Origin of the sequence: Rhodococcus sovatensis (genome assembly GCF_037327425.1) — a bacterium.
Lineage (GTDB): Bacteria > Actinomycetota > Actinomycetes > Mycobacteriales > Mycobacteriaceae > Rhodococcoides > Rhodococcoides sovatense.
Genome location: NZ_CP147846.1, coordinates 948,974 through 961,042, shown reverse-complemented (window position 1 = coordinate 961,042; position 12,069 = coordinate 948,974). Strand labels below are relative to the sequence as shown.

Genomic DNA, 12,069 nt, shown 5'->3' with positions numbered 1-12,069 from the left:
GTCGAGCGCGACAGTTTTCAGCTGTACGGGTCAACATGCGATGTGCCGCCTTCGTGAAGGTGATGTGCCAACCAAGAGCCGCACCTAGCGTCGATACCGCGGGCCACCGTCCGCAATTCCCGCCGTCACGCCGGCTCGAACCCCAAGGACATTCCCATGAGTGCAACTCCTCGACCCGATCTGCAGCTCTCGCACGCAGTGGTCACCGCTGATGTGACCGCACCGTTCGACTACATCGACATCGAACAGTGGCTCAAGACGCTGCCGACCCACGAATACCAGCGTTGCGCACCCGGCGATCACAAGGCGGCCGGTTACACCGTCGACGACGACGGAACCCCGATGTCGATCAACGTCGAAATGATCGGCACCGGCCTGGTCATCCAGCAGTACCGCTTCGCGGTGGCAAGCAAGCACTACTGCAAGATGGTCTCGATCTCCGATGTCCTCTCCCCTGCCGGTTGGACCACCACCCAGGTCATCTGGGAGCTGGGCATCGAACAGCTCGACGGCGACAACCTGCGCTACGTCAACACCGTCACCTCGCACCCGACCGAGGAATTTCTCGAGTTCATCACCGCCGGCGGTCAGAGTTTCGAGGAAGCGGCCGCGGCTCGGCAGCAGGCCTCCGGGCAGCATTGCGAGCTCGAGACCCCGCACTACGCCCAGAGCATCGCCAACTTCGCCAAGGCCCGCGCCGCCGAAGCCGCCGCGTAACCGACACACAAGAGGAATCGCGATGACCACGAACAACACGTGTGCACCCCATCACACCGCCGCAGAGCACGCCCACGGTCCAGGTTGTGGACACGACGCCGTCCCCCACGGCGATCACGTGGACTACATCCACGGCTCTTGCCGGCACGCCCCGCACGGAGACCACTACGACGAACACTGAGAACGTCAGGTGGCCGGCCGATAACCGGCCACCTGACCTCTCGGTCACAAGCGTTCCGACAGCGGATCCAGTGCGCCGTACACATCTGGCGCAGAGTGGAACACCGGCGCAGAATGCGCGGCAGTCCGGCAAACGCCGCCGCGGTCGACGAACGCCGCGACCGCTGCAGTGATGCGCCTCGCCAAGACGGCACGGCAGCAGAACCGGCCTCTCTTCAAGCTGCCCCGAGAGTCCCCCCAAGTCATACAACCAGTCGCCCTCAGCGCATCAGAGCCGATCCGTATACACCCGCAGGCACCCCCCACAGTGAGCTGAAACGCATCGCAACACGATGTCGGACAGATCTTTACGAGTTCAACCGTAGCGTTCGTTGATCGCCGAGCCGTCCAAATACTCCCTACGACAAGCCGCCGATACCGGCTGGCAGGTAGAGAGGAAGTGCCGGAACCGTCAATGACAGGCATACGGGTGGTACGTGAAACTTGTTCTCGTCGAACAGATTCCGATCGGAAGATCCGGTCGGCAGAGCAAAGGACATTCCCATGAGTGCAACTCCTCGACCCGATCTGCAGCTCTCGCACGCAGTGGTCACCGCTGATGTGACCGCACCGTTCGACTACATCGACATCGAACAGTGGCTCAAGACGCTGCCGACCCACGAATACCAGCGTTGCGCACCCGGCGATCACAAGGCGGCCGGTTACACCGTCGACGACGACGGAACCCCGATGTCGATCAACGTCGAAATGATCGGCACCGGCCTGGTCATTCAGCAGTACCGCTTCGAGGAGGCAAGCAAGCACTACTGCAAGATGGTCTCGATCTCCGATGTCCTCTCCCCTGCCGGTTGGACCACCACCCAGGTCATCTGGGAGCTGGGCATCGAACAGCTCGACGGCGACAACCTGCGCTACATCAACACCGTCACCTCGCACCCGACCGAGGAATTTCTCGAGTTCATCACCGCCGGCGGTCAGAGTTTCGAGGAAGCGGCCGCGGCTCGGCAGCAGGCCTCCGGGCAGCATTGCGAGCTCGAGACCCCGCACTACGCCCAGAGCATCGCCAACTTCGCCAAGGCCCGCGCCGCCGAAGCCGCCGCCTGACTGCGCCGCCGGAGATGGGCACCCCACCCACGTGCCCGGCGCATCACACCGCCGCAGAACACGCCCACGGTCCAGGTTGTGGACACGACGCCGTCCCCCACAGCGATCACGTGGACTACATCCACCGCTCCTGCCGGCCCGCCTCGCACGGAGACCACTACGACGAACACTGAAACCACCGGGTGGAAGGAGCGTGACCACACAGCTCCTTCCGCCCGGGACCACCACTAGGAGAATCCGATGACTTCAGCTGTTCTGTTCGACCGCCCAGGTGCCCCACACGTCCTTCGGTTCGTCCCGGTAGACCGCATCACCCCCGGTCCCGACGAAGTTCTCATCCAGGTGCAAGCCGCGGGTGTCAATAATGCCGACCTGCTCGAACGACGTGGCCTCTACCCGGTTCCGCCTGGTGCACCGCGCGGTCTCGGACTCGAGTGCGCAGGAACGATCTCCGCGATCGGCCGTGACGTCACCGATTGGAAAATCGGCGACGAAGTCTGCGCTCTGCTGACCGGGGGCGGCTACGCCGAAGAAGTCGCAGTACCCGCAGTGCAGGTCATGCCGAAACCCAGGGGCGTGACGATGGCCGAAGCCGCATCGTTCCCGGAAGTCGCCTGCACGGTCTATTCCAACCTCGCGATGATCGCCGGACTTACCGCAGGTGAGACCGTGCTGATTCACGGCGCAGGCGGTGGAATCGGATCTTTCGCCATACAGTGGGCGCGCGCGATCGGCGCGCACGTCATCACCACCGCCGGCAGCACCGCAAAAACAGATGCGGCTCGTGAACTCGGGGTGCTCGAAGCGATCAACTACCGAACCGAGGACTTCGTCTCGAGAACCCTCGCCGCCACAGACGGGCGAGGGGTCGACGCAATCCTCGACGTCGTAGGCGCGAAATACCTACAACGAAACCTCAAATGCCTGGCGCCGGATGGTCACCTAATCATGATCGGCGGTTCGATGAACCCGACCACCATCGATCTGTGGGAACTTCTGGCTCGACGCGCCAGTATTTCGGCGACCATGCTGCGCGGGCGCCCCACAGCGCAGAAGCAGGCCATCGTTGCCGGCGTCACCCGGGAGGTGCTGCCCCTGATCGAGACCGGACTGATACGACCCACCATCGACAGCATATTTCCCCTCAGTCAAGCCAACCGCGCACATGAACTCCTCGAAACCGGCCGGACCATAGGCAAGGTCGTCCTCGAACGAGACACACATCGGCCGCGGTAAAGCCCACCCCGCCAAAAATGCTCACACCGAGAGGACCTCATAATGATCGACAGGGACCGATTGATCGGTGCATGGAAACTGGTCAGCGCTATCGAGGTCTATTCCGATGGAGAACGCCGGCCCCAGTTCGGACCCGACGCCGCAGGCTACCTGTCTTACAGCCCCAACGGAATAGTCACCGCCGTCCTCGGTAGTACGAACCGGCCAGGCAACGAAGTAACCGAACCCCAAAGCTCAACAGACGCCGACTTGGCCGGTATGGCACGCCAATTCATCGCCTACGCAGGACCGTTCACGATTGTCGATAACACCGACACTGTCATCCACCACCTCGAGGTCTCCATGTTCACAGGATGGCAAGGCACCGGACAAGCGAGAACCGTACGCATCGACGGCGATACCCTCCGCATCGCCGCATCACCCCGGACTGCACCGGACGGGCGACCATTCCACACCGAATTGAGCTGGACACGAACGTAGATCGGGTATCCGGCGTGCCGCGGCGCACTCTGCCCTGATCGACGATGCGCCAAGTGTCACTAGACCGCTCTACAGGACCGAAACCGGCCGGAACCGACGGGCCCGCCCCCCGAGATCGATCGGTGGTCCGGTGACGTCCCTGCCGCCATGACGGAACGTTGCACACCAGCGGCGTCGGGGCCTTAAGAGCTGTCTACGGAGACTCGGCGATCGTCGGTACAGGCGAACGCCTCATTTGAGAACTCGGACCTCCATCGAGTCATTCGCATCAAGACCACCCGACGCAGGGGTGGTCCGATGAAGAGCGGAGACGCCAGCCCGGACGAAACAACCTGAAGGAGTATTGCCATGTCATCGACGAATACACCCCATCACGAACAGCCCTCGCTCGGCAATCCCGACCTCCCTCCCGAAGGGGCGATCAACACCACCGGACATCCGCTCAGCACGCAGATGACCGGCCCACGCAACCCCGCCATCGACAGTCAGTTTCCGAACCAGATGGACCCGCCCGCCACAGATATCAGTACTCAACCGTTCTTTTGGTCCTCGTTCAACATCTCTTCGCGCCGCATTCAGGCCGGCGGCTGGGCTCGTGAGCTGACCAAGCAGGATTTCGCGATCTCCGACGAGATTGCAGGGGTGAACATGTACCTCGAACCGGGGGGCATCCGAGAACTGCACTGGCATCAAACCGCCGAATGGGCAGTGATGACCCGCGGTAGGTGCCGCGTCACCACACTCGGACGCAACGGTCTCCCCAGCGTCGAAGACGTCGAAGAAGGCGACCTGTGGTTCTTCCCCGCCGGCACCCCGCATTCGCTGCAAGGCCTGGGGCCAGACGGAGCCGAGTTCGTGCTCGCGTTCGACAACGGTGATCAGTCCGAGAGCAACACCTTGTTATTGACCGATTGGTTCGCTCACACACCTCCAGAGGTCTTGGCCAAGAACTTCGGCGTCGCACAGGAAGTGTTCACAGATATCCCGCTGCACAACCTGTGGATATTCCCAGGCGAAGAACCAGGGCCGCTCGCTGACGATCAAGCAGCCGCCGGAGTCCAGTGGGGACAAGAGCCGGTGATCTTCCGTCTCTCGCGATCGACGCCACTGATCGAAAACAGCGGCGGGAGCATCCAAATCGCCGACAGCACAAATTTCCCTATGTCCACCACCGTCGCCGCCGCATTGGTGACCATCGAGCCAGGTTCCATGCGGGAGCTGCATTGGCACCCCAACGGCGACGAATGGCAGTACTACCTCAGAGGATCAGCCCGGATGACCGTCTTCAACAACGGACCTCACGCCAACACCACTGACTTCCGTCCGGGTGACGTCGGCGTGGTCCGAAAGAACTACGGACACTATGTCGAGAACACCGGTGACGACGTGCTGCAGTTTCTCGAGGTGTTCAAAACTGATCGGTACGAAGAGGTATCGCTTGCGAATTGGCTCAGCCACATTCCACCGTCACTGGTTGCCCAACACCTCAACATTGACGAAGCCACCCTCGCAACTTTCCCGCGCGTAACACAGGGAATTACCCCACTGCGATGAACACCTCGTAGGCGTCGAAGATCGCGTACCGGGAGGTCACCACAGGCACCAATCCCGAGAACCTCGCCGACACGATCAGACCCCTCGACTGGGGTCTGACGACTCGAACGAACAGAACAAGGAATGGATCACACGATGAAACGCGCAGCACCGCTCGGGCGTACTGCATTCGACCCCACCGAAGCCGCGGCGGCGGTCGTCCTCGCCGTCACATCCGGCGCTGTGTTTCTGCTGATGAAGCAGGTGATCGGGCCGCTACTGTCCGAGTCCGTCGAATCAGCCGAGATCGGAGCGATGTGGGCGGTCATCTCGACGATCTTTGTTTTTCACATGAGCTTCAACGATCGACTGCAGGGTGCCAAAACACGACTCGCTGCGACCGCAATGAGCCTGGTTGTGTGCCTGGTGTACTTGCTGTTGTTTCCCGTCACAGCGCTAGGGATCGGCGTCGTCATCGGAGTGAGCAGCCTTCTCGCAGTAGCGATCCGTCAGCCGCAGGACGCAGCGCTGACAGCCATCACGTCTACCGTCGTGCTGATCGTTGCGGACCTCGGACAACCAGACACGCGATGGCTTCAACCTCTTCTGCGGCTGCTCGACACCGCGGTGGGCATCGCGATAGGGCTGGCGGCAGCCGCGGGACTGGGATGGGTGTGTGCGCAGCGAAGGAACTGAACTCGTAGTCCTCCGAGACCGGAACGTGCACACCGACACCCATGCCGACCACGTACGAAGTAGCTGTACGATTCGTTTCCGCACAGGAACTATCAGCGGTGAGTGGCCGGGGGTGCTCCGAGACCCGCGCGGACGCTGACGACATGAACGGAACGCGGTAGCGCGAGGTCATGATTCACCACCCAAAGCTCGTCAGTGCTGCGATCACGGCAGGAGGAGCGGAGCATCTCTTCTCCGACGACCATGTGCACATGCTGTTATTGGTCGACGACTCGCAGTTGATCGGGACTCTGATCAGAACGGACCTACAAAAGAGGCCTGCTCTGTTTGAAACGAAGTGGCGAGGGCTTCTGTAGCGACGCGGACGTCACGCGCAGGCACCCGCTTGGGTGGCCTACCGACGCGTAAAAACCGTTCGTGAACGCCAACACGAAATCGCCAGACGATGGCTCGCGGCACACGCTCCTGGTGTGTTCGCGGCAGGAGGCAATCCTCAACCACTCATTGCGTGAACCGTACCGGGTTTGATGCCGCTTCGTTCTTTGTGAAGGATGAAGCATATGTCGAAGCGTTACCCGGCCGAGCAACGTGAGCGTGCGGTGAAGATGGTCCTAGACCACCTCCACGAGTACAACTCCGTGTACGGCGCGTGCAAGGCGATCGGACCGAAATTGGGTGTCGGCGCGGAGTCACTCCGGCTCTGGACACGCCAGGCTCAGATCGATGCCGACCAAGCTCGCGGTGCAACAACGGAGGAGCAGCAACGTATCAAGGAACTCGAACGTGAGAACCGAGATCTCAAGGAAGCCAACGAGATTCTGAAGTCGGCATCGATTTTCTTCGCGAGGGAGCTCGACCCTCGCCGCCGCAAATAGTCCAGTTCATCGATCAGATGCGTGCAGAGAACTACCGGGTCGAGTCGATCTGCCGCGTGCTCACCGAGCACGGAGTGCAGGTCGCCCCACGTACGTATCGCAACTGGAAAACCGCACCACCATCGGCCCGCACGATCTCCGACGCCTACCTCACCGACGCTCTCCGCGACACGGTCGGCGAACCGGAAGAGCTGTACGGTCGGCGCAAGATGTACCGTCACCTGCGCAGGAAGGGCCATAGCGCCGCTGCCTGCACGGTCGACCGGCTGATGGGCGACGAAGACATGTCCGGCGTCGTTCGAGGCAGACGGCATCGCACCACGATCCAGGGTGGCAAGAATGCCACGCGGGCCCCTGACCTACTCGACCGTGACTTCACTTCCGAGGCCCCGAATCGGAAATGGGTCACCGACTTCACGTACACCAGAACATGGGCGGGGTTCGTCTACGTCGCGTTCGTCATCGACTGCTTCTCCCGAGCTATCGTGGGTTGGCACGCCTCGACGGTGAAAGACACCAATATGGTCACCACGGCGCTGAAGATGGCACTGTGGCGACGAGATCACTGTGGTCACCGCGTCGGCTCAGGGCTCATCCATCACAGCGACGCCGGCAGTCAATACACGTCGATCGCGTTCGCGGAAACGCTTGTGCTCGAGGGGATTGCGGCATCGATCGGCAGTGTCGGTGATGCCTACGACAATGCGTTGGCGGAGAGCACAATTGGGTTGTTCAAGACCGAGGCGGTATCGAAGAGGAGTCCGTTCCTGAACGGCCCGATGAAGACGATCGACGATGTCGAGTTCGCCACGATGGGATGGGTCGACTGGTTCAACCAGCGACGCCTGCACAGCACACTCGATTACCTCACACCAGACGAATTCGAGGAGGTCTACTACAGTCAAGAATCGGCACTCCCCCCGGAGATGTTGCAAGCGTAGAAGCGGCAAGAAACCCGGTACGGTTCAGCGTGTCTTCTTTCCTTGGGATACGGGCCGGCCGCACCCACCGACCGCGTGACTGACAGTCACCTCAGAGCGCTGGGCATCAGAAACGACGGCTTTGACTACATCGCTGCCGACGAACTTCCAGGGCTCGAGCTCGAATTTGTCGACAATTTGATGAACAGGGACCTGGTTTCCAAAGCGACATGATCACTTTGGGGCAAGCGAGAGCACTTCTACGACCAACACCCGCGCATCAGAAGCGGGGGAAGTAGGGATGAATCCCATATCGTGCACATCATCGACTCGCATGCACGTAACTCGTTCGCGCAGATCGCGAACGGTCACGTTCGGGAGCTCTTGCATGAACGTTTCGCAACGGTGCGCGACACTGCACGTGTGAATCACCCCGGCGTGTCCGGAGACTTCGTTCTTTGGGAAGGATGGAGTCATGTCGTCAGGATCGCAGAAGAGGTACCCGCCGGAGTTGCGTGAGCGTGCGGTGCGGATGGTCGCCGAAATCCAGCACGAACACACCTCGGAGTGGGCGGCGATCGAGTCGGTCGCGGGCAAGCTCGGCATCGGGACCGCGCAGACCTTGCACAACTGGATCCGGAAGGCTCAGACCGATACCGGCCAGCGCCCCGGCGTGACCAGTGAGATGGCGGCGGAGATGAAGAAGCTCCGTGCAGAGAACCGAGAACTCAAGCGCGCCAACGAAATACTGAAGTCGGCGTCGGTTTTCTTTGCGGCGGAGCTCGACCGCAACAACAAGTGATCATCGACTACATCGAAAACAACAAACAGGAGTACGGCGTCGAGCCGATCTGCAGGGTGCTCACCGAGCACGGCTGCCCGATCGCGCCGTCCACCTACTACGAGGCCCGCAGTCGTGCAGCATCGAAACGAGCCGTACGTGATGAACAGCTGAAGGTCGAAATCAGCCGGATCCATGACGAGAACTGTCGTCTGCCATGAGCATGGGACCAGCTTGACCTGATTTTGCCAGGGTGATGGGACCACCTGGATTGCCAGTTATGGGACCACCGGCGCGCCTTGCCGGTGGTCTCGTCGTTTGCTCGTTCGATCGTCTGTGACAGCACCAAGCACGTCACGGAGGTCGGTGAGCATGGCTTTTCGGGAGATCAGTGTGAACGAAATCAGAGAAGTACTGCGGTTGTGGCTCGGGACGCCAGCATTGCCGGCTCCCGGTTCACGCAAGATCGCCGAGCATGCCGGGGTGGACCGTAAGACCGTCCGTCGGTACGTCGAGGCAGCCCAAGGAGGTGGCCTCAAGAGAACCGACACTGCCGCTGCGGTGAACGATGATCTCATCGCCGCGGTCGTCGATGCTGTCCGTCCCGACCGACCGCACGGTCACGGCGCGGCATGGGAGCAGCTCGTGCCCCATGAAGAGCAGATCACCAAGTGGGTGGCAGGCGATGGTGAACAGAAGCCGCTCACTATCACCAAAATCGAAGTGCTGCTTGCCCGTAAGGGCTGCGTGGTGCCGTATCGGACGTTGCACCGCTTCGCCACCGAGCGGTGCGGTTTCGGCCGCAAGAACCTGACGGTCCGCGTCGTCGACGGTGACCCGGGGATCGAATGCCAGGTCGACTTCGGCTACCTGGGGATGCTCACAGACCCCGAGGACGGTCGCGCTCGCAAGGTCCACGCCCTGATTTTCACCGCGGTCTACAGCCGGCACATGTTCGTGTGGTTGACGTACTCGCAGACGTTGGTGGCGGTGATCGCCGGCTGCGAAGCAGCGTGGAAGTTCTTCGGCGGAGTCTTCGCGGTCCTGATCCCGGACAACCTCAAACCCGTTGTCAACGAGGCGGACCCGATCACTCCGCGATTCACCGATGGCTGGCTCGACTACAGCAATCATGTCGGGTTCATTACCGATCCAGCGCGGGTCCGGTCGCCGAAGGACAAACCGAGGGTCGAACGCACCGTGCAATACGTGCGCGGTAACTTCTGGGCCGGTGAACGATTCACCAGCCTCGCGCAAGCGCAGGAGGCGGTGGTCCGCTGGTGCGCCAGCACCGCGGGCATGCGCATTCACGGCACGACCTGTGCACGGCCGCTGGAAGTGTTCGAGGACTTTGAACTGCCGGTATTGCTGCCGGTTCCGGCGGTCTACGACGTGCCGATCTTCAAGGACGTCAAGGTCCACCGCGATTTCCACGCCGAAGTCGCACGCGCGTTGTATTCGCTGCCGCAGCAGTGGATCGGATCGACCTTGTCGGTGCGCGCGGACACCGAACTGGTGAAGTTCTATCACCGCGGCACCCTGGTCAAGATTCACCCCCGTCAGCCTCCAGGTGGCCGCAGTACCGACCGCGACGATCTCCCCGAACACAAAACCGACTACGCCTTGCGCGATGTCGCCTCACTCATCGCGAAATGCACCTCACACGGGCCGAACATCGGCATCTACGCCGAACGAATACTCGATGACCCACTGCCGTGGACGAGGATCCGCAGTGTCTACCGACTTCAAGGACTGGTCCGCCGCTACGGAGCCGAACGGGTGGAACAGGCCTGCGCGCTTTCGCTCGATCTCGATGTCGTCTCCGTCACCAAGATCGCCTCGATGCTCGAGCGCGCCACCGAATCCACCACGCCGGATCTACCGAAAGCAGTCGGACAATCATCAACGCGGTTCTCCCGCGATCCAACCGAATTTCGTTCTACTGCAACCACTTCACTGTCCGTCGTAGACGGCAGCACCGCACCTTCGGAGGGACGCCCATGACCACCACTCGCACCGCAGGCACGACCGAACCGGTCGGCACCGACCTCGTCCGACTACTCAAAGCCCTCAAACTCGGCGCGCTCGCCGACACCTTGCCCGAACGCGCTGCTCTGGCCCGCCAACACAAGCTCAGTCACATCGGATTCCTCGAAGTACTCCTTGCCGACGAAGTGAATCGCCGCGACTCCCGTTCGGCGATGCTACGGGCGACCAAGGCGGGGCTCGATCCGGCGATGGCCTTCGATTCCTGGAACGCACTCGACGATCTCCGGTACGACCGGACACTGCTCGGCGATCTGACGTCACTGCGCTTTCTCGATGCCCACCAGTCCGCGATCATCCTCGGGCCGGTCGGGGTCGGCAAAACTCATCTGGCAACAGCATTGGGACACATGGCAATCCGAAGACGACACAGTGTGCTGTTCGCTCGATCGGACAAACTGTTCACCAGGCTACGAGCAGCGCGACTCGACAACACCGTCGACGCCGAAATCCGGCGACTGACCGCAATCGAAGTCCTGATCATCGACGACTTCGCGCTGCGACCACTCGACGCCACCGAGACCAGCGACTTCTACGAACTGATCGTCGAGCGCCACCGGAAGAAAACCACGATCGTCACCTCGAACCGCGAGCCATCAGAGTGGCTGACCATGACCGCCGACACCCTCCTCGCCCAGTCAGCCATCGACCGACTGACCTCCGCTGCGCACACCCTCATCATCGAAGGACCGTCCTACCGCCAACGCACCCGCCCCGGAACAGTTGACGAAAACACCGACAACACGCATCCTCAATAACGCGCCACGGTGGTCCCTACCCTCTGGCAATCAGGTGGTCCCATCAACCTGGCAAGCGACAGTGCGAATCCGGCACACAGCTCGCAGGTCACCGGCATGGCTGCCGAAACTCGACTCCCGGTATTTGCGATTGAGAGTCAAGTCTCCGAAACGCCCTCCGCCGCTCGAGAACCCGCAGGTCACGGAGTTGTCCATTTTCGCGAAGTTTGCGGATTCCCAGACATATCCGGACAACAAAAAGTGCCCTTGACCAGCAAATATGCTGCTCAAGGGCACTCGTTGTGCGCCATCAGGGATTCGAACCCCGGACCCGCTGATTAAGAGTCAGCTGCTCTAACCAACTGAGCTAATGGCGCCGATCCGCACCGCGTGTTCTTCTGCGGTGCGGGAGAAACATTAACAGGAGAAGCCGCCAGATGTGAAATCGGCAGCTCAGGGGCCCTATGAGGTCAGCTGAAGATCTTCCGAACGACGAGGACGGCGACGACTGCACCGACACCGATGAGTGTGAACTTCACCGGCGGTTCGTTCAGTTTGGCCAGGACGGACTGCTTGGTGTTCTCTGCGATCCGCTTGGGGCTTGCCCGAACGCTGAGCTCATCCAGGGTGCTGGCGAGCTGGTTCCGAGCGGCCTCGATCTCGCGCTCGATCTTGTCGGTGTCCCTGGCCACGTGTCCTCCAACTAGTCGCAAAAGCTTGTGTGTCACCGTCGAGCGTAGAGCACTCGCCGTCGCCGATGGACT

The 12,069-nt window shown here is 61.3% G+C and carries 14 protein-coding genes, 1 tRNA gene and 1 other annotated feature; of the genes, 12 read left to right on the top strand and 3 right to left on the bottom strand.

Translation table 11 applies throughout. The features are described 5' to 3' along the window. Positions 1 to 156: 156 nt before the first annotated feature. Both WDS16_RS04500 and WDS16_RS04495 read left to right on the top strand, forming a co-directional pair. A complete protein-coding gene (locus WDS16_RS04500) occupies positions 157 to 717 on the top strand; it encodes a hypothetical protein (protein WP_338890823.1) in 561 nt (186 codons plus the stop codon). 22 nt (positions 718 to 739) lie between these two features. Continuing rightward, entirely contained in the window at positions 740 to 898 is a 159-nt protein-coding gene (locus WDS16_RS04495) for a zinc transporter permease (RefSeq protein WP_338890821.1), read from the top strand. Between the two features lie 397 nt (positions 899 to 1,295). Here the strand turns inward: WDS16_RS04495 and WDS16_RS04490 are convergent, their stop codons facing one another. Further along, positions 1,296 to 1,442, bottom strand: coding sequence for a hypothetical protein (locus WDS16_RS04490; protein ID WP_338890819.1), 147 nt, complete (start codon positions 1,440 to 1,442; stop codon positions 1,296 to 1,298). On the opposite strand from WDS16_RS04490, the gene WDS16_RS04485 reads away from it, so the two are divergent. The 10 genes from WDS16_RS04485 (at position 1,441) to istB (ending at position 11,326) form a co-directional block, all read left to right on the top strand. Further along, positions 1,441 to 2,001, top strand: a complete 561-nt coding sequence (locus WDS16_RS04485; protein ID WP_338890818.1) for a hypothetical protein — start codon at positions 1,441 to 1,443, stop codon at positions 1,999 to 2,001. The genes WDS16_RS04490 and WDS16_RS04485 overlap by 2 nt on opposite strands. Before the next feature lie 240 nt (positions 2,002 to 2,241). After that, entirely contained in the window at positions 2,242 to 3,237 is a 996-nt protein-coding gene (locus WDS16_RS04480) for an NAD(P)H-quinone oxidoreductase (RefSeq protein WP_338890816.1), read from the top strand. A gap of 42 nt (positions 3,238 to 3,279) precedes the next feature. Then, positions 3,280 to 3,717 (top strand): lipocalin-like domain-containing protein, encoded by a 438-nt coding sequence (locus WDS16_RS04475; protein ID WP_338890814.1) that lies wholly within the window; start codon positions 3,280 to 3,282, stop codon positions 3,715 to 3,717. A gap of 348 nt (positions 3,718 to 4,065) precedes the next feature. Then, positions 4,066 to 5,271 (top strand): cupin domain-containing protein, encoded by a 1,206-nt coding sequence (locus tag WDS16_RS04470; protein ID WP_338890812.1) that lies wholly within the window; start codon positions 4,066 to 4,068, stop codon positions 5,269 to 5,271. Between the two features lie 135 nt (positions 5,272 to 5,406). Beyond that, a complete protein-coding gene (locus WDS16_RS04465; protein WP_338890811.1) occupies positions 5,407 to 5,946 on the top strand; it encodes an FUSC family protein in 540 nt (179 codons plus the stop codon). Between the two features lie 560 nt (positions 5,947 to 6,506). After that, positions 6,507 to 7,762, top strand: a protein-coding gene (locus WDS16_RS04460; RefSeq protein WP_338887361.1) for an IS3 family transposase whose coding sequence is annotated in 2 segments (ribosomal slippage) — positions 6,507 to 6,780 and positions 6,780 to 7,762 — 1,257 coding nt in all. Because the reading frame shifts where the segments join, the coding sequence is not laid out codon by codon here. Positions 7,763 to 8,216: 454 nt separating this feature from the next. Then, positions 8,217 to 8,543, top strand: coding sequence for a transposase (locus tag WDS16_RS04455; protein WP_338890809.1), 327 nt, complete (start codon positions 8,217 to 8,219; stop codon positions 8,541 to 8,543). Beyond that, positions 8,504 to 8,632: a sequence feature (AL1L pseudoknot), on the top strand. (Overlaps the previous gene by 40 nt.) After that, positions 8,540 to 8,743, top strand: a complete 204-nt coding sequence (locus WDS16_RS04450; RefSeq protein WP_338890807.1) for a hypothetical protein — start codon at positions 8,540 to 8,542, stop codon at positions 8,741 to 8,743. Its footprint overlaps the feature before it by 93 nt. Before WDS16_RS04455 ends, WDS16_RS04450 begins: the two co-directional genes overlap by 4 nt. Positions 8,744 to 8,894: 151 nt before the next feature. Further along, the gene (gene istA, locus WDS16_RS04445; protein WP_338887198.1) at positions 8,895 to 10,526 is read left to right on the top strand and encodes an IS21 family transposase; all 1,632 of its coding nucleotides are present in this window, start codon (positions 8,895 to 8,897) and stop codon (positions 10,524 to 10,526) included. Then, a complete protein-coding gene (gene istB, locus WDS16_RS04440; RefSeq protein ID WP_338887200.1) occupies positions 10,523 to 11,326 on the top strand; it encodes an IS21-like element helper ATPase IstB in 804 nt (267 codons plus the stop codon). The genes istA and istB overlap by 4 nt, the downstream gene beginning before the upstream one ends. A 282-nt stretch (positions 11,327 to 11,608) precedes the next feature. On the opposite strand, the gene WDS16_RS04435 is transcribed toward istB, so the two are convergent. Together WDS16_RS04435 and WDS16_RS04430 are read right to left on the bottom strand one after the other, a co-directional pair. Next, positions 11,609 to 11,682: transfer RNA gene (locus WDS16_RS04435), tRNA-Lys, on the bottom strand. Between the two features lie 93 nt (positions 11,683 to 11,775). Further along, positions 11,776 to 11,997, bottom strand: a complete 222-nt coding sequence (locus tag WDS16_RS04430) for a DUF3618 domain-containing protein (RefSeq protein WP_068376457.1) — start codon at positions 11,995 to 11,997, stop codon at positions 11,776 to 11,778. Between the last annotated feature and the right edge of the window lie 72 nt (positions 11,998 to 12,069).

Bases quoted from the DNA above. Each gene is read 5' to 3' on its own strand.
- WDS16_RS04500 (WP_338890823.1), top strand. From the start codon at position 157: ATGAGTGCAACTCCTCGACCCGATCTGCAGCTCTCGCACGCAGTGGTC.
- WDS16_RS04495 (WP_338890821.1), top strand. From the start codon at position 740: ATGACCACGAACAACACGTGTGCACCCCATCACACCGCCGCAGAGCAC.
- WDS16_RS04485 (WP_338890818.1), top strand. From the start codon at position 1,441: ATGAGTGCAACTCCTCGACCCGATCTGCAGCTCTCGCACGCAGTGGTC.
- WDS16_RS04490 (WP_338890819.1), bottom strand. From the start codon at position 1,442: ATGGGAATGTCCTTTGCTCTGCCGACCGGATCTTCCGATCGGAATCTG.
- WDS16_RS04480 (WP_338890816.1), top strand. From the start codon at position 2,242: ATGACTTCAGCTGTTCTGTTCGACCGCCCAGGTGCCCCACACGTCCTT.
- WDS16_RS04475 (WP_338890814.1), top strand. From the start codon at position 3,280: ATGATCGACAGGGACCGATTGATCGGTGCATGGAAACTGGTCAGCGCT.
- WDS16_RS04470 (WP_338890812.1), top strand. From the start codon at position 4,066: ATGTCATCGACGAATACACCCCATCACGAACAGCCCTCGCTCGGCAAT.
- WDS16_RS04465 (WP_338890811.1), top strand. From the start codon at position 5,407: ATGAAACGCGCAGCACCGCTCGGGCGTACTGCATTCGACCCCACCGAA.
- WDS16_RS04455 (WP_338890809.1), top strand. From the start codon at position 8,217: ATGTCGTCAGGATCGCAGAAGAGGTACCCGCCGGAGTTGCGTGAGCGT.
- istA (WP_338887198.1), top strand. From the start codon at position 8,895: ATGGCTTTTCGGGAGATCAGTGTGAACGAAATCAGAGAAGTACTGCGG.
- istB (WP_338887200.1), top strand. From the start codon at position 10,523: ATGACCACCACTCGCACCGCAGGCACGACCGAACCGGTCGGCACCGAC.